The sequence below is a fragment of the Actinomadura sp. 21ATH genome (genome assembly GCF_041951345.1).
Classification (GTDB): domain Bacteria; phylum Actinomycetota; class Actinomycetes; order Streptosporangiales; family Streptosporangiaceae; genus Spirillospora.
Window position 1 is genome coordinate 1,356,291 of the sequence record NZ_JBGNUR010000001.1, and the last position, 17,636, is coordinate 1,373,926.

Here is a 17,636-nt window from a genome sequence, read left to right on the forward strand (position 1 = left end):
ATGTACCCACGCCAACGCACACCCGTGGGTCACGGGGGGTTGCTCATGTCCGAGAACGACCGGCAGGAGAAGCAGGAGGAGACCGACGTCCTGCTCGACGTCCCGGTGGTCAAGGTCGACGAGATCACCCTGGAGGTCGAGAACCTCCAGGCCAAGGTGTCGCTCCAGGCCGAGGTCCTGGACCTCCTCCGCCTCAACGTGGGCGCGGACGTCGTCCTCGGCCGCGTCGAGCTGACGATCAAGGGCGTGGAGGCCCAGGCCCTGCTGAAGGTCAGGCTCGACAACGTCGCCGCGATCATCGAACGCGTCCTGCAGACCATCGACCAGAATCCGGAGATCATCCGCGACATCACCCGGGGCGCCGGCTCGGCGCTGCGGGACGTCGGCACCGGCACCGGCCACGCCGTGGGCGACATCGGCGCGGGCGCCGGTCAGGGCGTCAGGGACATCGGCGCGGGCGCGGGCCGGGGCGTCGAGAACATCGGCGCGGGCACCGGCCGCGCGGTCGGCGACATCGGCGCGGGCGCCGGCCAGGGCGTGAGCGACATCGGTGCGGGCACCGGCCGCGCCGTGGGCGACCTGGGCGCCGGTGCCGGGCAGGGCGTCGAGAACCTCGGCCAGGGCACCGGGCGTGCCGTCGGCGACCTGGGCGCGGGAGCCGGGCAGGGCGTCGGCGACCTCGGTGCCGGTACGGGCCGTGCGGTCGGCGATGTCGGCGGCGTGGCGGGGCAAGGTGTCGGCGCGGCAGGAGGCGTCGGGGGTGCCGCGGGGAAGGCGGACCCAGCGGCCGATCGGGGCGACGCCGGCGGCGAGGGGCCGCGTGGCGGAGCGGGATCGTCCCAGCGGCCCGCCGGGCAGCGTTCCGGGGCGGCGGACCGTACGGGTGAGGAGGCGGCCGGCGTCGCGGGCGCGGGTTCCGGCGGCGGAAGCCGCGCCGATGAGCGCACCGGCAAGGCCGCGGCGCAGGAGGACGACATGAGCGCGGCCGAGGCCGCCGCCCTGCTGGGGCGCAAGTCGCTGCGCGCCGGCCGGGACGGGGTGGACGCCGTCGGGCGGTTCCTCAAGCGGATGACAGGGGAGTGACCCGGTCATGGTGAAGCCGGAACGCCCCGAGCGCCCGGACGTGGAGATCACCGCGTCCGTCCGGGCCGATGAGCTGGTGTTCCACGAGGAGCCGGAGGTGGACGTCGCGCACGCGGCCGAGCCGGCGGGCGAGTCCGCGTCCGGCAGCACCCGGACGAACCTGCCCGACCGGGTCCGGGCGGGCACGGTCTACCGCGATGTCCACGTCGACTTCCGGGTGGCCGCCAAGCTGCGCGAGCGCGGCCCGGACTGACGGAACGAGATCATCCCGAGCCGAGTCCCACTCCTCGTACTCACGCGAGGGGAGAGGGATGCTCAGCGAACCGCTGCTGGCTCTGGCGCGCAAGCACAACGGGTGGGCCTCCGAACAGGCGGAGCTGTTCGAACGGCTGGTGCCCGTGGGCGTGACCGACGCGGACTTCGGCGACGGTACGGCGACCCGGTCGGGGATCACGCTGCGGGCGGACCTGCTCGGGACGTTCGCCGCCGACGGCACGTGGCTGTGGGCGTGGGGGAACGACTCGTTCGAGCGCGGTGCGGGCACGGTCCTCTGCGAGGAGCTGCGGGAGTTCGGCGAGTCCGGCGGCGTCCCCGAGTTCACCGAGCGGCTGCTCGACTTCGGCGGCTATCCGGATCCGCGCCTGATGGCGTACCGGCTGACGCTCATCTGCATGGGCGTCCTGGGCGGGCGGGGCGCGATCGTGTACGCGCACAACGCGCGCGGCCGCACGTTCATGATCACGAGGGATCCGGCGGTGCCGGCGGCGCGGCCGCGCCCGGCCGGGCTGGAGGGCGTCCTGCGGGGCGAGGGGTACGTGCCCGGCCCCGCCGAGGAGCTGCTGCGCGGCTACTTCGGCCACCACGATCTGGACGTCACGTACGGGAACGGCCGCGCCGAGGCGGTCTATCCCAGCGGCGACCGTGCCGTGATGACGTACGACGGTGGGCGCCTCCTCGGCGTCGAGGTGATCGGTCCCGACGGCGGCCCGCCGGTCCCCGAGAGCGACGGCGATCCCGTGCTGGGGGTGTCGGAGACCGTGCAGAAGGTCCACGCGGATCGGCTGTTCCCGGAGGAGCTGCTGGGGCTCGCGGCGCGGTGCGCGGCCTGGTCCGTCCGGTGGAGGGCCGGTTTCGCCGGGTACGCGGAGAAGGAGCTGGGCGGTGCCGTCCCGGAGTGGGCGGGCGGCGCGCTCCGGTTCCCCGGCGGGACGCTGCCCGGCCGTCTCCTCGGCGTCCACGATCTCCAGGCGGGGACGTGGCGGTGGGCGGACGCCGCGGTCACGGCCGCCGTGACGGCCGAGATCGGGGGCGAGGCCCTGCGCGAGCTCGAACCCGAACTCGGCCTGGCCCCGTACGCGCGCCCGGAGGCGACCGTCCGCCACCTCGCCCAGGTCGCCGCCGAGGTCCTGGGCGCCGGCGGGGTGCTGGAGATCGAGGACGGGCAGCGCCGCCGGTTCGTCGCCGTGGACGGCGCGTGGCGGCCGGGCCCCGGCGACGTCGGTCCCGACACCCTCGCGGCCGACATCGACGAGGCCGCCCGCGATTTGCACCCGCTGACCCCGGCCGCGGCGCGCGAGGACACGATGTACGAGCTGGCGGTCTGGGCGATCCGCCGGTCCGGTGCCGTCCTGAACGTGGCGTTCTTCCCGGAGCGGCGCTGGATCGGCGGCCGGTTCGGCGCCTACGAGGTGCGCGCGGCGTTCAGCCCGACCGGCGACATCATCGACACCGGCGTCCACACGGCCGGCCGCGGCGGGCTCCCGTGACGCGCGGCCCGGGAGGCGTTGACATCAACCTTCCTTGAGGTCGCATGCTGCGATCATGAGGAATCTGGAGATCGGAGTCATCCTGCCCGGCGTCGCCGTCCAGCGCCGGGACGGCATCGACCTGCGGGCGGCCGCGCGGCACGCCGAGGACGCCGGGCTGGACGGCGTGTGGCACGGCGACCACCTCGCGGTCGGCGGGCCGGTACTGGAGTCGTCCATCGCGCTGGCCACCGCCGCCGCGGCCACGTCCCGGATCAGGACCGGCACCAGCGTGTTCGTGCCCGGGATCCGGCCGCTGGCCTGGGCCGCCAAGCAGATCGCGACCCTCCAGTACGTCTCGGGCGAGCGCCTCGTGCTCGGCGTCGGCTCGGGCGGCGGCCCGGAGCAGTGGGCGGCCGCCGGCGTCCCGTACGGGCGGCGCGGCGCCCGCACGGACACGGCCCTGGAACTCCTGCCCCGCCTCCTGGCCGGCGAGCAGGTCCGGCTGCCGGACGAGCCCGGCGAGCCGGCCGCCGAGCTCGCGCCGGCCACGGCGATGCCCCCGGTCTGGGTCGGCAACGCCTCCCCCGTCGCGATCAGGCGGGCCGCCCGGCTGGGCGACGGCTGGTTCCCGTCCCTGATCTCGTCCCGCGAGGTCGCCGAAGGCGGGGCCCGGCTCGCCGGGCTCGCCGCCGAGCACGGCCGTCCCGCGCCCGCCATCGCCATAGGCGGCACCGCGGCCCTCGGCACCGGCCCGGGCGTCCCGTCCCGCGAGGAGATCGCGGCGGGCATCAGCGGCGCGTACGGCCGCCCGCTCGACGAGGTCCTCGGCGTCCCGCTCACCGGCACGCCGGAGGAGGCCGCCGGGAGGCTGGCCGCGTACCGCGACGCCGGTGCCGCGCACGCCGTCATCGGCCTCGCGGGCGGCGACTGGCGCGCCCAGGTCGACCTGCTGGCGGAGGCACGGGCCCTGCTGCACGGCTGACCCGCTCAGCGCGGCCGGGGCAGGTCCAGGTCCGTCCAGAGGCCCGCGAGCCCTCGGGTGCGTTCCGTGTCGCGGCCGTCCTCGACGTGCGGGTGGAGCGCGAGGATCAGCCTGCGGGCGCGGTCGTACCGTTCGCCGCTCCAGGTCTTCAGGCGCTCCAGCGCCGCGTGCACCGGCTCGAAGTCCGCGGGGAACAGGAACAGGCCGATGTCGGCGAGCGCGGGACTGCTGACCGCGCTCTGGTAGTGGGCCGCCTCGAAGGGCTCCCGGATCACCGTGCCCTCGCTCACGCCGGACCGCTCGATCTGGTCGTGGACGAGGTCCAGCCAGGCGTCGCCCGCGAGCAGTTCGCCGAGCCGGACGGCGATCCAGGGGAACAGGCCCGCGTCCCCTCCCCTGGCCGGATGGGACTCCCTGCGCGCGTACTGGAGGACCTCCCCCGCCCGCTCCTTCTCGTCCTGCCCGATGAGCGCGTGCCCTTCGAGGTGGCCCGCGTAGGCAGCGAACACGCCGTCGCTCCGCGACCGCACGTACTGCAGGGCCTTGAGGGCCGCGGCGTCCTCGCCGCCGTGCAGCAGCAGATTGCCGAGGAGCAGCCGGGCGGCGTCCCCGGTTCCGGTGCCCCGCTGCCGCTCGGCGGCGCTCTCGAACCCGGCCCTGGCCGTGTCGGCGTCGCCCGTGAGCTGCGCCGCGAGGCTCTGGATGAGCGACCGGTCCGCGGCCGACAGGAACTCCGTGGTGAGCAGTACGGCGGCCAAGGGCCCCAGCCAGGGGTCCTCTCCCGTGACCACCTGCTTCAGCCACTTGCGGGAGGGGCCGTCCAGGCCGTTCTGATCGAGTTCGACACCCGCCAGGGCCATCGCGGCATGCCCCGACACACTGGTACGCCCCGCGCCGGCGACCGCGCCCAGCAGTTCCCGCGCCCGCTGGACGTCCCCCGCCCGGTACGCCGAGAGCCCCGGCCCGACCTCGTCCGGCACCGGACTCGGCGGATCGGGCGGAAGCGGCAGAGGCCGGCGGTCGGCATCGAGCAGGGCGTGATCGGTCATGGCGGCGCTTTCTCGGGGGGAGCTCGGCGTCGCCGAGCATCCCACGAGCGACCGACATTCGATCACCACGGCCGGCCGGGCCGAGCGGCCACCGCGGAGCGCCCTGGCCTTACGCGCTGATCGGCTGCCTAGGCCGCGGCGGCGAGGTCGTTCAGGCGGGTCCGGTGGTCCTCGGTGAGCGTCAGGCCGGCTGCGGCGACGTTCTCTTCCAGGTGGGCCAGGTCGGCCGTGCCCGGGATCGGGATCATGACCGGGGAGTGCGACAGGAGCCAGGCGAGCATGACCTGGGTCGGGGTGGCGTCCAGTTCGGCCGCGATGGCGGCGATCTCGGCGCGCTCGCCTGACTTGCCCCAGGCGACCGGGCGCCAGGGGAGGAACGCGATCCCCGCCTCCTCGCAGGCTTCCAGCACGGGCTCGTGCTCGCGGTCCAGGAGGTTGTAGCGGTTCTGGACACTGGCGACGTCGGCGGTCCGGCGGGCCTCGGCCAATTCACCGGTGGTGACCTCGGAGAGGCCGATGTGGGCGATCTTGCCTTCGGTCTGGAGGTCGCGGAGGGCGCCGAGCTGGTCGGCGATCGGCACGGCCGGGTCGAGGCGGTGGAGCTGGATCAGGCCGATGCGGTCGACGCGGAGGCGGCGCAGGGCGGCGTCCACCTGGGCGCGCAGGGAGGCCGGGCGGGCGTCCTGCGCCCATTCGCCGCCGGGGTTGACGATGCCGACCTTGGTGGTGATCTGGAGGCCGTCCGGGTACGGGTGCAGGGCCTCGGCGAGGATCTCCTCGTTGGCCCCCCAGCCGTACATGAACGCGGTGTCGATCAGCGTGACGCCCAGCTCGACCGCGCGGCGGGCGACCGCGACGGAGTTCTCGCGCGCGGACGCGGGCTCGGTGGGGAGGTGCATGGCGCCGAAGCCGAGCCGCCGTACGGTCAGGTCGCCGCCGATCTGGAACGAGGTCATGTGCGTCGCTGTCCCTTTCGTCGACGGCAACATTACCGATCTTGTCCCGTGGAGCCGGGCTGACACGGTTCTGAAGCCGCCGCCGAGCGGCGGGTTCCGCCGGCGCCCCGCCGCCGGCCCATCGCGCGCGTATCGCGTCAGAAGAAGGCCGGGCCGCGGCGGAGGAGGGTGTCGTACAGCATCTGCTGGACGGTCTCGCGCACATGGTCGGTGATGTCGAAGACGGTCATGGGGTCTTCGGCGGAGGCGGCGTCGTACTCCTCCAGCGGCATCGGCTCGCCGAACTGGATCATCCACTTGGACGGCAGCGGCAGCAGGCCGGCCGGGCCCAGGAGGGGCCAGGTGGGGGTGACGGGGAAGTACGGGAGGCCCAGCAGGCGGGCCAGCGGCCGCAGGTCGGCGATCTTGGGGTAGATCTCCTCGGCGCCGACGATGGCGCACGGGATGATCGGGACGTTGGAGCGGAGCGCGGTGCCGACGAAGCCGCCGCGGCCGAAGCGCTGGAGGCGGTACCGCTCGCTGAACGGCTTGCCGACGCCCTTGAAGCCCTCCGGGAAGACGCCGACGAGCTCGCCCTTGTTGAGGAGGCGGCCGGCGTCGGCGTGGCAGGCGAGGGTGTGGCCGGCCTTGCGGGACAGGTGGCCCAGCAGCGGGACCTGGTAGATCAGGTCGGCGCCGAGGAGGCGCAGGTCGCGGTGGGCGTGGTCGTGCGTGGCTACCGTCAGCATGATGCCGTCGAGCGGCAGCGTGCCGGAGTGGTTGGCGACGATCAGGGCGCCGCCCTCGGCCGGGATGTTCTCCAGCCCGAACAGCTCGACGCGGAACCAGTGCTCGTAGAAGGCGCGGGCCAGCGGCAGCAGGACCGAGTCGTTGAACTCGGTGTCGAAGCCGAACTCGTCGACCTCGTACTCGCCCGCGATGCGGCGGCGCAGGAAGGCCAGGCCGGACGCGAGCCTGCGTTCGAGACCGGACGGCTCGGGTTCCGGGCGTGCCGCTTTCAGCGGGATGACGCGCGCGCCCTCGCCGTGCTCTTCCTGCGCGTTCATCATGTGCCTCTCCGACCGATCAGCCGTTCGATGAGCTGGAGGGGAACGCCGCGTTCCGGCACCCGGGCCGAGAGGAAGTCCGCGAACGCCGCCTCCGTCGTGTACTTCGGCCGCCACGACAGCTCCGCGACGAGCCGGCCGGTGTCCAGGACGCGGCCGTACGTCAGCCAGCGGAGCAGTTCGGGCGAGAAGCCCGTCATACCCGCGAAGCGGCGGCCCATGTCACCGGCGACGGAGATGGACGGGGACGGCAGCGGCACGTACGAGCGGCCGGCCCGGCGCAGCGCCTGCGAGAGCAGCAGGACGCCGTCGCCCGCGACGTTGTACGTGCCGGGGTGGTCCTCGACCGTCATCCGGCGCAGCACCTCGACGCCGTCGTCCTCGTGGACGAACTGGAGCCGGGGGTCGAACCCCAGCACCGTCGGCACGACGGGCAACCGCAGGTAGCGGGTCAGCGGGGAGTCGACCCCCGGCCCCAGGAAGTTGGCGAACCGCAGCACCGAGACCGTCAGGTCGGAGCGGCGCCGGCACAGCCCGCGGACGAAGCCCTCGACCTCGCACGCGTCCTTGGCGTAGCCGGACCTGGGCGCCTCGACGGGCTCGTCGTCCTCCCCGAACACCGCGGGGTCCATCGGCGAGGACCCGTACACGGCGGCCGAGGAGCGCACGACGAGCTTGCGCGTGTCCGGCGACCGCTGGCAGGCAGCGAGGAGCTGCATGGTGCCGATGACGTTGAATTCCTTCACCTTCGACCGCGGTACCGACGGCGACGTCACCAGGTTCAGGTGGACGACCGTGTCGACCTCGGCGGAGGAGATGACCTTCGCGATGCTCGGCGTGCGGATGTCGACGCGCACGAACTCGGTGCGGCCGAGCGGCGTCGCGGGCGGGACCGTGTCCACCCCGATGACCCGTTCGATGCCCGGGTCGGCCTGAAGGGTGTTGGCGACCCGGGCCCCCAGAAAACGGGACACGCCCGTGACGAGGACGACACGGGCCGCAGCGGAGGGCATGGAAGACACTGTGCGCCCCACCCCTTACGGCTGAGTAGCCGGTGTGTTTACTTCTTGTTGCGCCGCTGGATGCGCGTCTTCTTCAGCAGCTTGCGGTGCTTCTTCTTGGCCATCCGCTTGCGGCGCTTTTTGATGACAGAGCCCACGGGACCTCGCTCGGCGTATCGGGTGTCGACAGGAGTCGGCCGTGCGGCTCTTCACGAACGCGCACAGGCCGGTGCCCCAGCGTACCGCTGCATCGGTCACGGTCAGGCCCCCGGTCACCCCAAGGGCGCGCGCCGCCGCCGGGACGGTGTCCTTTCCGGTGCCCAGGGCGCCGCGGACATCGGACGTGCCCCCGGCTCCCCGGACACCGCGAACGGCCGCAAGACGGCCGCCGACCGGTCCTGGTCCTCTCTCGTTCCCCAGCTCCCCGCGCGGATCGCGTGGTCCGCGCGGACTCCCCCTGCGCGGCCGGATGCCGAGTGTCGCGGCGAGGTCATGGGTCATGGCCCCGCAGTACCCCGTTATCCGGCTTCGATGAACGCTTCGCGCAGATAGTCGTGTACGGCCTGCTCGGGTACCCGGAAGGAACGGCCCACGCGGATCGCGGGCAGCTCTCCTGAATGGACGAGGCGATAGACGGTCATCTTGGACACCCGCATCACCGCCGCCACTTCGGCCACGGTCAGGAACCTGACCTCACTCAGAGGTCGCTCGCCTGAGCTCATCGGACGCCCTCTTCCACACGTGCCGCGCACCGGCCCTTTGGGTGACTTTGATCACGCACGTGTACTTCCCCCAGCGTAAATCGTGTATCGGTAGTCGCAAGAGGGGAGTTCCACCCATTTCCGTATCCCGACCTGTCGGAAGGGCCACAGTGTGCTTTCGACGGGAACCCTCCGTGCGGGCACGCAGCGTGGGCCTTGACGGTACGTGGCGTAGCGCGACGACCGGTTGTCAACCCAGATCAGGCGATGACCTGCGACTCAGGCGTCCACAGGGGCTCCGCGAGCACACGGCGGCCACGGTACGGACGTTCCGTAACATTCAGTGACACACCAGGACAGACAGGGACAGGCGCCCGGCGCTCAGCCGAGGCCGGCCCGGTCGAGTAGGTAGGCCGTCATGGGGCCGTAGTGGTGCGGCGATATCCCGTCGTCCAGCGGGACCACGACGTCGATCTTGCCTTCGGCGGCGCCCGCGAACAGGGCGGGGTCGTTACAGTCCGCGAATCCGACGGTGTCGATCCCGGCCTGGCCGGCCGCCCCGGCCCAGCCGTGGTCCGCGATGGCCAGATCCGGCCAATCCGTTGATTCGGCTGCGAGCTCCCGGAGCATCGCCTCCATCGGGAAGGGGTCGTGGGTGTGGTGCGTGCGCCCCTCCTCCCCCTCCAGCATCGCCACGCCCTCGGGCGCGTACACGATCCACCGCCGCTCGGTGTCGTGGTAGCCGGTGTCGACCTCGTACGCCCAGCCCGCGGCCGGCGTGAGGATCCGGCAGCCCGCGGCCCGCAGCGCGGCGGCGACCGCCTGGTAGACGGGCGTCAGCGTGGCGGGATGCCCGGTGGCGAGCACGACCTTCTCCTGCGCGCGCGCCGCGCGGCCGATGCGGTCGCCCATCGCCTCCAGCATGTCGATGGTGATGTCGGGGTCGATGGTGTCGTCGCCGTACAGGTGCATCGGGTCGGGGTCGACGCCGCAGCGCTCGACCATCATCGACAGCACCTCGCGCTCCGTCCAGGACGGCTTGAGTTCCAGGCCGAACTGGTAGTACGGGTGCCGCGCGGCCATCCGCCTGTAGTGCAGGAGGTTGTTCTGGCGGGGCGTGGCCACATCGCCGGCGATCATCGTGCGGACCAGCTGCTCGCGCAGCTCCGCGCGGGTGGGGACCGCCGCCGCACCGTCCCCGGCCATCAGACGTCCGTCATGGGGTCGAGGCCGTGCTCCGGGAACACCGCCCGCCGGGTCGCCAGCACCGCCTGGTCCACCGGGCTCTCCGGATCGAAGCCGCTCTCCCACGTCATGACCTCCACCACGCTCCTGCCATCGGTCATCCGGCGCGGTGCGATCTCCTCGGTCCGCCGCCGCACGAACTCGCGCCACTCCTCCGGGCACGCGGACCCCGGGTCGATCGGGGCGCCCGCCGCCTCGGCCAGCAGGTGCGTCCAGGCCCGCGGGACGACCTGGACGAGCTCGTAGCCGCCCCCGCCGGTGACCAGCCACTTCCCGCCCGCGTGCCGGTGCGCGAGGCGGTGCAGCCAGGAGTAGGCGGTGCGCTGGCCGTCCAGGGTCAGGATCAGGTGCGCGAGCGGGTCGAGGGCGTGCGCGTCGCAGCCGTGCTGGCTGACCAGCACCTGCGGCCGGAACGCCTCCAGCACCCGCGGCACCACCGCGTCGAACGCGCGCAGCCAGGCCGCGTCGCCGGTGCCGGGCGGCAGCGCCACGTTCACCGCGGTGCCCTCGGCGCCGGGACCGCCGGTCTCGTTGGGGAAGCCGGTGCCGGGGAACAGCGTGCGCGGCGTCTCGTGCAGGCTGACGGTCAGCACCCGCGGGTCGTCGTAGAAGGCCGCCTGGACGCCGTCGCCGTGGTGGACGTCGATGTCGACGTACGCGACGCGCTCGGCGCCGTTCTCCAGGAGCCAGGCGATCGCGACGGCCGGGTCGTTGTAGACGCAGAAGCCGCTGGCGGCGTCGCGGAGCGCGTGGTGCAGGCCGCCGGAGATGTTGGCGGCGTGCTCGGCCTCGCCCGTCCAGACCGCCCGGGCGCCGGCCACCGAGGCCCCCGCCACCAGCGCGGACGCGTCGTGCATGCCCAGGAAGACGGGGTTGTCGGTGTTGCCGAGGCCGTAGCGCGGCTCCGGCAGGCCCGTCGCCCCCACGTGCTTCACGGCCGCGATGTACGCCTCGCCGTGCACCAGCCCGAGCAGGCCGTCGCCGGCCGCCTCGAACTTCTCGACCCGGACGTTGGGGCGCTCCAGGAGGCCGTACTCGCGGGCGAGGGCCATGGTCAGCTCGACCCGCACCGGATTCATGGGGTGCCCGGGGCCGAAATCGTAGGAGATGAGCCGGTCGTCCCACAGGATCTGCAGCCCGCAGTCCTCGAACGACGGGGGCGATGGGGGACTGCTCATGACCTCACGCTACCGTCCCCGCGCAGGTGACGGCCGTGTCCTGGATCACATCACCTGATACATGGGCATACCGGCCGGACCTGGCCGGGGCCCGTCCCGTACGCCGAACCTCCGCGCTACGAAGTTGTTAGGTGAACTACCGCCAGAAAACGGGCATCCATGTAATACGCACGAAACATGGCGAGCCTCGGATCCCAGGGGGGTTGATGGAAGCGCATCGCTCGGTCGCCCGCTCGGCGGAGGTGGTCATGCTGGGAGACACCGCGTACGACGCCGGGTTCGACGGGAGCCCGAGCGTCCGGAGCCGGGTCGTCTCGGGAGCGATCCGGATGGGGATGCGGCCGTTCCTCCACCGCGTGCCGGGGCACGCGCGCGGCATCCGCACCGCGCGCTCCACGGTCGACGCCGCCTCGCTGCTGCTGCGGCCGAACCAGCGGGTCAAGGTGCGGCAGGTGGTCGACCCGCGGGTCGAGTCGGGCCGCCGGCGGCGCTCCCTCCGCGGCGAGTGGATCGTCACGCGCGACACCGGGAGCACCCAGGACGTCCAGGACGCCAGGGACGCCCTGGACGTGGAGCACGCCAGGCCGCACGGCGCCGTGCTCTACCTGCACGGCGGCGGGTACGTGTTCTGCTCGCCCCGCACGCACCGCTCGATCACCGCGCGGCTGGCGCTGGACACGGGCCTGCCCGTCTTCGCGCCCCGCTACCGGCTGGCGCCCGAGCACTGCTTCCCGGCGCCGCTGGAGGACGCCCTGGACGCCTACCGCTGGCTGCTGGACCGCGGCGTCCCGGCGGCCGGCATCGTGATCGCCGGGGACTCGGCGGGCGGCCACCTGGCCGCGTCGCTGACCGCCGAGATCTGCCGGACCGGCCTGCCCCGCCCGGCCGGGACCGTGCTGTTCTCCCCCTGGGTCGATCTGTCCTGCGAACTCTCCATCCAGGCGCAGCGGCGCGCCCGCGACCCGTACATCAGCGCCCGCTCGGCGCGCCGGGTCGCCCGTCTCGTAGTGGGGCCGGCCGGATTCGACGACCCGCGGCTGGCCCTGCTCGCCTGCCCCTGGACGGACACGCCCCCGTTCCTCATCCAGGTCGGCGGGGCCGAGGTGCTGCGCCCGGAGGCCGAGGAACTGGCCAGGGCGCTGAACGACGCGGGCGCGGATTGCGAACTACAGGTATGGAAGGGCCAGATGCACGTCTTCCAGATCCTGAACCGCGTCCTGCCGGAGGCCGATGCCGCGATGCGCGAGACGAGCCGGTTCATCCGCTCCGTGGTGGCCGCCGACCCCGCCGGCACCGAGGCCGCCTGAGCCGGACCGGGTCCTTCCAGCTTGAGGCACCTCCGCACGGTCACCTGGCCGTGAGCCGTGGCCGTGCGGAGCTGCCTCGCCAACCGGGCGCACCGGTCAGGTGCGCTGCTCCTGCAAAGCCTCGCCGGAACCGTCCTGCGGCGGGGTTCCGTCCTTGCGCCTGCGGCCCGCCGTGAGGATCCCGGCCAGCGCGGCGACGGCGGCCACGGCCTCGCCGATCGAGCTGATCGTCTTCTCGGAGTACCAGGCGGGGTCGTACATGTCGGGGATCGGGCCGAGCGCCCCGAGGTCGACCATGTAGTAGAGGATCACGGCACCGAACGCGCTGGCCGCGACCAGGAACGCGATCGCGTACGTCCACCGGCGGGCCCACGCCAGCACGAGCAGCCCGGCCAGCGCCGCCACGACGGCCTGGGCGCGGAACAGCACGTCGCCGGTGACGGCGCCGCCCTCGCCGACGAAGGCCATGTCGGGCGCGAAGGTCCAGTGGGTGTAGGCGTCGGCGGCCAGACCGGCGAAGACGAGCACGCGGAGCAGGAGTCCCATACCTACATCACGGTCATAGCGCACGATTTGGATCAACCGTTCTGAGTCGTGATCATTAGGGCGACGATGATCTTTCGGGCGACGCTACCACTCGCGGATCAGCCGCCGGCCAGCTCGCGGCCCCGGTTCCGGGCCGCCTCGATCGCCTCCAGAACGGCCGCCCGCACGCCGTGCCGCTCCAGCTCGCGGATCGCCGAGATCGTCGTGCCGCCGGGCGAGGTCACCGCCTCGCGCAGCATGACCGGGTGCTCGCCCGAATCACGCAGCATCACCGCCGCGCCCACCGCCGACTGCACCACCATCTCCAGCGCGGCCGCCCGCGGCATCCCCAGCAGGATGCCCGCGTCCACCATCGCCTCCACCAGGTAGTAGAAGTACGCCGGGCCGCTGCCGGACAGCGCCGTCGCACCGTCCTGGAGCGACTCCGGCAGCCGCAGCACCCTGCCGACCGGCGACAGCAGCTCCTCCGCCAGCTTCAGATGCTCCTCGCCGGCGTGCGAGCCCGCCGAGATCACGCTCATCGCCTCGTCCACGTGCACCGGCGTGTTCGACATGACCCGCACGACCGGGACGCCGTCCGGCAGCCGCTCCTCGACGAAGCCCGTGGTGATCCCCGCCGCCATCGAGACGACCAGCGTCCCCGGCCGCACCCGCTGCCCGACCTCGGCCAGCAGCACGCCCATGTCCTGCGGCTTGACCGCCAGGATCAGCGTGTCCGCGGTCGACGCGGCCTCCTCGTTGCGGACGATCTCGATGCCGTACCGCTCGCGCAGCAGCGTCCCGTGCTCCTCGCGCCGCACGGTGGCCTTCAGCTCGGACGGGTGGCGCCCGGCCCGCAGCACGCCGGACAGCAGCGCCTCGCCCATCTTGCCGGCGCCCAGAATCGCGATCATTCGTACACCTTGACGTGGGGATTGACGTGGGGATCGATCGACGCCGCCAGCCTAGCGGCAGGGCCCGCCGTCAGGACTTGGTGGCCACCGAGCGCATGAAGAAGCCCAGGTTGCGGGGGCGCTCGGCGATGCGGCGCATGAAGTAGCCGTACCACTCGTCGCCGTACGCGACGTACACCCGCATCCGCGCTCCCTGCGCGGCCAGCCGCCGCTGCTCCTGCGGGCGGATGCCGTACAGCATCTGGTACTCGTAGCTGTGGGTGCCGCGGTCGTTGAGCACCGCGAGCGCGCCCGCGATGTCGACCAGCCGCGGGTCGTGGGTGGCGAGCATCGGGTAGCCCTTGCCGGCCATCAGCACCTTCATGCACCGCACGTACGACTTGTCGATGTCGGTGCGGCCGGTGAACGCCACCGACTCCGGCGCCGCGTACGCGCCCTTGCACAGCCGCACGCGCGAGCCCTCGTACGCCAGCTCGGCGCAGTGCTCCTCCGCGCGCCGCAGGTACGCCTGGACGACCGCGCCCGTGTCGGGGAAGTCGCGGCGCAGCTCGTGCAGGATCCGCAGCGTCGAGTCGACCCGCTCGTGGTCCTCCATGTCGATCGTGACCGTGGTGCTCGCCGAGCGCGCGGCCGTGCAGACGCGGCGCGCGTTCTCCAGCGTGAGGTCCTCGTCGAGCGCCTGGCCGATCGCGGTGAGCTTCAGCGACACCTCCGCGCGCGGGCCGAGGCCGGAGTCCGCGATGCGCTCCAGCAGCTCGACGTAGTGCTTGACGGTCGCGCCCGCCTGGCCGGCGTCATGGACGTCCTCGCCCAGCACGTCCAGGCTGACCAGCAGCCCCTCGGCGGCGAGGTCGCCGGTGACCCGCATCGCGTCGTCGATCGTCTCGCCCGCGATGAAGCGGCGGACGACGTCGCGGGTCAGGGGGGCGGTCTCCACGAGCTTGCGCACGCCTCCACTGCGCGAGGCGACCAGCAGGGCTTGACGAAGCACTTGCATCCCCTTCTCCGAACGGGACGGCTCCGTCCCGCTTCTTCAGGTTATGCCCCGGAGATTAGGAAACGGTGCCGACCTTGTTCGTGCCGCCGTGCTGCTGGACGTACTTGTCGACCTCGGCGGTCTTCACGGCCTCGAACAGCGCCGACGACTTCGCCTTGTCGAGGAGCACCACGCTCTGCCGCCCGCGCTGCGCGCTGCCCCGGTTGGGCGTGGTCAGGAACTGCACGTCCCCGGGCCGCACGCCGCGCAGGCTGAGCGCGAGCGAGCGCAGCTTGCCGGCGCTGACCGAGTCGTCCACGCTGATCGACTTGGTGAACGCCGACAGGAACCGGTCCAGCTTGAGCGGGTTGCTGATGGTGCCGCCCTCGGCGGCCTTCTGCGCCAGCGCGCGCAGGAACGCCTGCTGGCGCTTGATCCGGTCGAAGTCGCCGTTCGGCAGGTTGTAGCGCTGGCGGACGAACAGCAGCGCCTTCTCGCCGTCCAGCTTCTGCCGGCCGGCCTCCCAGCGCACCTTGTTGGCGGTGTCGTACACGCTCTTGTCGATGTTGACCTCGACGCCGCCGAGCGCGTCGGTCATCGACTTGAAGCCGTTGAAGTCGATCGCCCCGAAGTGGTCGATCCGGATGCCGGTCAGGTTCTCCACCGTCTCGATCAGCAGCGGCGGGCCGCCGAACGAGAACGCCGCGTTGATCTTCTGCGGGCCGTACCCGGGGATCTGCACCCAGGAGTCGCGGGGGAACGAGACCACGTACGCCTTGCTGCGGTCGGCCGGCAGGTGCAGCAGCATGATCGTGTCGGACCGCTGGCCGCCCGGCTTCCAGACCCGCGCGCCCTCGCCGGTGGTGCCGACCTCGGCGCGGGTGTCGGAGCCGACGAGCAGCCAGTTCTGCGTGCCGGAGCTGTTGGGGCCGGGCCGCTTGCCGGTCGGCATCGCGCTGGGCAGCCGGTCGATGTTGCCGTTGTACGACGACTGGCGCTGCCACACCAGGCCCACCGTGCCGATCACGACGAGCAGCAGGAACACGCCCACCGCGGCCAGGATCCGCGGCCACCGCCGCTTGCGCGGCCGCTCGCCGCCGGGCGGGCCGTCCCCGAAGAGCGGGTCCGGTCCGTCCGGGCCGGAGGCGAAGAAGCCCTGCGGCTTCCGGCCGGCGTCGGCGGTTCCGGCTCCCGGGCCGCCCGGGCCCGGCGCGGCGCCGGGCTCGTGGGGGCCCTGCGGCTCATGGGGACTCATGCCGCGCGACATTATCAGCCGGAAAGTACAGACCCCGCCGTTATTCAGCCAGTCATCAGCAAGGGAGCGGTCACGAGTCAGCCGGTACGGCGGCGCAGCGTGGCGGCCCCGAGCAGCAGCGCGACCAGCACGCAGCCGGAGATGATCACCACGTCCCGGGTGAGCGCGCCGCTGAACTCCGCCTCGACGGTCACCCGCCGCATCGCGTCCATCGCGTACGACAGCGGCAGCACGTTCGAGATCGCCTCCAGCCAGCTGGCCATCCTCTCGCGCGGCACCAGCAGCCCGCACAGGAGCAGCTGCGGCAGCACGAACGCGGGCATGAACTGCACCGCCTGGAACTCGGTCCGGGCGAACGCGCTGGCCAGCAGCCCGAGCGCCACGCCGAGCAGCGCGTTCAGGAGCGCCACCAGCAGCAGCGACCAGACCGAGCCGGTGAGGCCGAGGTCCAGCCAGGTGAGGGAGACGCCGAGCGCCACGCCGACCTGGACGAGCGCGAGCAGCCCGAACGCCAGCGCGTAGCCGAGCAGCAGGTCGAGCTTGCCCATCGGCAGCGTCATCAGGCGTTCCAGCGTGCCGCTGGTGCGCTCGCGCAGCGTCCCGACGCTGGTCACCACGAACATGATCACGAACGGGAACAGGCCCAGCAGCATCGGCCCGATCCGGTCGAACGCGCCGGGCCCGTCGAAGACGTACCGCAGCAGGATCATCAGCAGCGTCGGCACCCCGACCATCAGCCCGATCGTGCGGTGGTCGTGCCGGAGCTGGCGCAGGATGCGGCGGGTGGTGGCGAGAGTGATCGAGAGATTCACGAGGAGCTCCCGGCGGTCTCACTGATCAGGTGCAGGAAGGCGGCCTCCAGGTCGCGCTCGCCGGTACGGGCGAGCAGCGCCTCGGGCGAGCCGTCGGCGAGGATCCGGCCCTCCCGCATCAGCAGCAGCCGGTCGGTGCGGCCCGCCTCGTCCATGACGTGGCTGGACACCAGCAGCGTGGTGCCCCGGCCGGCCAGTTCGCGGAACAGCTCCCACAGCTCCTGGCGCAGCACCGGGTCCAGGCCCACGGTGGGCTCGTCCAGGACGAGCAGCTCGGGCGCGCCGAGGAGGGCGGCGGCCAGGTTGGCGCGGCTGAACTGCCCGCCGGAGAGCGTGCCGGCGAGCTGGTCGCGGGAGCCGCCGAGGCCGACCTCGTCGATCACCCGGTCGGCGTCGGAGCGCGGCGCGCAGAGCACGGCGGCGAAGTAGCGCATGTTCTCGCGGACGCTGAGGTCCTCGTAGAGGGCGGGCGACTGGGTGGCGTACCCGACGCGGCGGCGCAGCCCGGGCGATCCGGCCGGTTCGCCGAGCACGGTGACCTCGCCGGCCTTGACGATCTGGACGCCCACCACGCACCGCATCAGCGTGGTCTTGCCGCAGCCGCTCGGCCCCAGCAGCCCGACGACCGTGCCGCGCGGCACCGCGAGGTCCACCCCGTGCAGGACCGGGCGCCCGCCCCGCTCGACCCGCAGCCCGCGAACGCGGACCGCGGCGTCCGGATCAGAACTCATCATGTGTTGAATTTAGGCCCGGCCCCCATCCCCGTCAAGGAGTCCCGGCACGGCGATGAGCCCTCCCATGAGGGTTGACTCGTGGCGTGTCTCGGCCCTTCCCGGCCCGGAAACGCGAGACACGCCA

19 protein-coding genes are annotated in these 17,636 nt (G+C 72.8%); 5 read left to right on the forward strand and 14 right to left on the reverse strand.

Features of this window, described 5'->3' with window-relative positions; all coding sequences use genetic code 11:
* Positions 1-45 precede the first annotated feature (45 nt).
* From ACA361_RS06555 to ACA361_RS06570, 4 genes are read left to right on the forward strand one after another with little or no spacing between them, the layout of a single operon-like run.
* A complete protein-coding gene (locus tag ACA361_RS06555; RefSeq protein WP_375010849.1) occupies positions 46-1,083 on the forward strand; it encodes a hypothetical protein in 1,038 nt (345 codons plus the stop codon).
* 7 nt (positions 1,084-1,090) lie between these two features.
* Positions 1,091-1,336 (forward strand): hypothetical protein, encoded by a 246-nt coding sequence (locus tag ACA361_RS06560; RefSeq protein ID WP_375010850.1) that lies wholly within the window; start codon positions 1,091-1,093, stop codon positions 1,334-1,336.
* A gap of 58 nt (positions 1,337-1,394) precedes the next feature.
* Positions 1,395-2,849 carry a DUF6882 domain-containing protein gene (locus ACA361_RS06565; protein WP_375010851.1) on the forward strand — a complete coding sequence of 485 codons (1,455 nt, stop codon included), beginning with the start codon at positions 1,395-1,397 and terminating at the stop codon, positions 2,847-2,849.
* Positions 2,850-2,904: 55 nt separating this feature from the next.
* Positions 2,905-3,813 carry an LLM class flavin-dependent oxidoreductase gene (locus tag ACA361_RS06570; RefSeq protein ID WP_375010852.1) on the forward strand — a complete coding sequence of 303 codons (909 nt, stop codon included), beginning with the start codon at positions 2,905-2,907 and terminating at the stop codon, positions 3,811-3,813.
* Between the two features lie 5 nt (positions 3,814-3,818).
* Here the strand turns inward: ACA361_RS06570 and ACA361_RS06575 are convergent, their stop codons facing one another.
* From ACA361_RS06575 to ACA361_RS06610, 8 genes are all read right to left on the reverse strand, one after another.
* Entirely contained in the window at positions 3,819-4,862 is a 1,044-nt protein-coding gene (locus tag ACA361_RS06575) for a tetratricopeptide repeat protein (RefSeq protein ID WP_375010853.1), read from the reverse strand.
* A 128-nt stretch (positions 4,863-4,990) separates the two neighbouring features.
* Positions 4,991-5,818, reverse strand: coding sequence for an aldo/keto reductase (locus ACA361_RS06580; RefSeq protein ID WP_375010854.1), 828 nt, complete (start codon positions 5,816-5,818; stop codon positions 4,991-4,993).
* Between the two features lie 137 nt (positions 5,819-5,955).
* A complete protein-coding gene (locus ACA361_RS06585; RefSeq protein ID WP_375010855.1) occupies positions 5,956-6,867 on the reverse strand; it encodes a lysophospholipid acyltransferase family protein in 912 nt (303 codons plus the stop codon).
* Positions 6,864-7,877: an NAD-dependent epimerase/dehydratase family protein gene (locus ACA361_RS06590; RefSeq protein WP_375010856.1), complete on the reverse strand. Its 1,014-nt coding sequence runs from the start codon at positions 7,875-7,877 to the stop codon at positions 6,864-6,866. The genes ACA361_RS06585 and ACA361_RS06590 overlap by 4 nt, the downstream gene beginning before the upstream one ends.
* Positions 7,878-7,924: 47 nt before the next feature.
* Complete coding sequence (locus ACA361_RS06595; protein ID WP_018654693.1) at positions 7,925-8,023, reverse strand: 30S ribosomal protein bS22; 99 nt, start codon at positions 8,021-8,023, stop codon at positions 7,925-7,927.
* A 360-nt stretch (positions 8,024-8,383) separates the two neighbouring features.
* On the reverse strand, positions 8,384-8,587 hold the full coding sequence (locus tag ACA361_RS06600) for a helix-turn-helix domain-containing protein (protein ID WP_030163775.1): 204 nt from the start codon (positions 8,585-8,587) through the stop codon (positions 8,384-8,386).
* A gap of 360 nt (positions 8,588-8,947) precedes the next feature.
* A complete protein-coding gene (locus tag ACA361_RS06605; protein WP_375010857.1) occupies positions 8,948-9,772 on the reverse strand; it encodes a phosphatase in 825 nt (274 codons plus the stop codon).
* On the reverse strand, positions 9,772-10,989 hold the full coding sequence (locus ACA361_RS06610) for an acetoin utilization protein AcuC (RefSeq protein WP_375010858.1): 1,218 nt from the start codon (positions 10,987-10,989) through the stop codon (positions 9,772-9,774). Before ACA361_RS06610 ends, ACA361_RS06605 begins: the two co-directional genes overlap by 1 nt.
* Positions 10,990-11,195: 206 nt before the next feature.
* Between ACA361_RS06610 and ACA361_RS06615 the strand changes: the two genes are divergently transcribed.
* Positions 11,196-12,296 carry an alpha/beta hydrolase gene (locus ACA361_RS06615; RefSeq protein WP_375010859.1) on the forward strand — a complete coding sequence of 367 codons (1,101 nt, stop codon included), beginning with the start codon at positions 11,196-11,198 and terminating at the stop codon, positions 12,294-12,296.
* A gap of 96 nt (positions 12,297-12,392) precedes the next feature.
* On the opposite strand, the gene ACA361_RS06620 is transcribed toward ACA361_RS06615, so the two are convergent.
* The 6 genes from ACA361_RS06620 to ACA361_RS06645 all read right to left on the reverse strand — a co-directional run bounded on the left by ACA361_RS06620 (position 12,393) and on the right by ACA361_RS06645 (position 17,512).
* A complete protein-coding gene (locus ACA361_RS06620; protein ID WP_375010860.1) occupies positions 12,393-12,842 on the reverse strand; it encodes a hypothetical protein in 450 nt (149 codons plus the stop codon).
* A 98-nt stretch (positions 12,843-12,940) separates the two neighbouring features.
* Positions 12,941-13,735 (reverse strand): pyrroline-5-carboxylate reductase, encoded by a 795-nt coding sequence (gene proC / locus ACA361_RS06625; protein WP_375010861.1) that lies wholly within the window; start codon positions 13,733-13,735, stop codon positions 12,941-12,943.
* A 70-nt stretch (positions 13,736-13,805) separates the two neighbouring features.
* A complete protein-coding gene (locus ACA361_RS06630) occupies positions 13,806-14,726 on the reverse strand; it encodes a proline dehydrogenase family protein (protein ID WP_375010862.1) in 921 nt (306 codons plus the stop codon).
* A 61-nt stretch (positions 14,727-14,787) separates the two neighbouring features.
* A complete protein-coding gene (locus ACA361_RS06635) occupies positions 14,788-15,966 on the reverse strand; it encodes an LCP family protein (RefSeq protein WP_375010863.1) in 1,179 nt (392 codons plus the stop codon).
* A 77-nt stretch (positions 15,967-16,043) separates the two neighbouring features.
* Positions 16,044-16,778: an ABC transporter permease gene (locus ACA361_RS06640; protein WP_375010864.1), complete on the reverse strand. Its 735-nt coding sequence runs from the start codon at positions 16,776-16,778 to the stop codon at positions 16,044-16,046.
* On the reverse strand, positions 16,775-17,512 hold the full coding sequence (locus ACA361_RS06645; protein WP_375010865.1) for an ABC transporter ATP-binding protein: 738 nt from the start codon (positions 17,510-17,512) through the stop codon (positions 16,775-16,777). The genes ACA361_RS06640 and ACA361_RS06645 overlap by 4 nt, the downstream gene beginning before the upstream one ends.
* Positions 17,513-17,636 lie beyond the last annotated feature (124 nt).

Bases quoted from the DNA above. Each gene is read 5' to 3' on its own strand.
- ACA361_RS06555 (WP_375010849.1), top strand. From the start codon at position 46: ATGTCCGAGAACGACCGGCAGGAGAAGCAGGAGGAGACCGACGTCCTG.
- ACA361_RS06610 (WP_375010858.1), bottom strand. From the start codon at position 10,989: ATGAGCAGTCCCCCATCGCCCCCGTCGTTCGAGGACTGCGGGCTGCAG.
- proC (WP_375010861.1), bottom strand. From the start codon at position 13,735: ATGATCGCGATTCTGGGCGCCGGCAAGATGGGCGAGGCGCTGCTGTCC.
- ACA361_RS06585 (WP_375010855.1), bottom strand. From the start codon at position 6,867: ATGATGAACGCGCAGGAAGAGCACGGCGAGGGCGCGCGCGTCATCCCG.
- ACA361_RS06560 (WP_375010850.1), top strand. From the start codon at position 1,091: ATGGTGAAGCCGGAACGCCCCGAGCGCCCGGACGTGGAGATCACCGCG.
- ACA361_RS06635 (WP_375010863.1), bottom strand. From the start codon at position 15,966: ATGAGTCCCCATGAGCCGCAGGGCCCCCACGAGCCCGGCGCCGCGCCG.
- ACA361_RS06605 (WP_375010857.1), bottom strand. From the start codon at position 9,772: ATGGCCGGGGACGGTGCGGCGGCGGTCCCCACCCGCGCGGAGCTGCGC.
- ACA361_RS06620 (WP_375010860.1), bottom strand. From the start codon at position 12,842: ATGGGACTCCTGCTCCGCGTGCTCGTCTTCGCCGGTCTGGCCGCCGAC.
- ACA361_RS06565 (WP_375010851.1), top strand. From the start codon at position 1,395: ATGCTCAGCGAACCGCTGCTGGCTCTGGCGCGCAAGCACAACGGGTGG.
- ACA361_RS06570 (WP_375010852.1), top strand. From the start codon at position 2,905: ATGAGGAATCTGGAGATCGGAGTCATCCTGCCCGGCGTCGCCGTCCAG.
- ACA361_RS06590 (WP_375010856.1), bottom strand. From the start codon at position 7,877: ATGCCCTCCGCTGCGGCCCGTGTCGTCCTCGTCACGGGCGTGTCCCGT.
- ACA361_RS06575 (WP_375010853.1), bottom strand. From the start codon at position 4,862: ATGACCGATCACGCCCTGCTCGATGCCGACCGCCGGCCTCTGCCGCTT.
- ACA361_RS06645 (WP_375010865.1), bottom strand. From the start codon at position 17,512: ATGATGAGTTCTGATCCGGACGCCGCGGTCCGCGTTCGCGGGCTGCGG.
- ACA361_RS06600 (WP_030163775.1), bottom strand. From the start codon at position 8,587: ATGAGCTCAGGCGAGCGACCTCTGAGTGAGGTCAGGTTCCTGACCGTG.
- ACA361_RS06580 (WP_375010854.1), bottom strand. From the start codon at position 5,818: ATGACCTCGTTCCAGATCGGCGGCGACCTGACCGTACGGCGGCTCGGC.
- ACA361_RS06615 (WP_375010859.1), top strand. From the start codon at position 11,196: ATGGAAGCGCATCGCTCGGTCGCCCGCTCGGCGGAGGTGGTCATGCTG.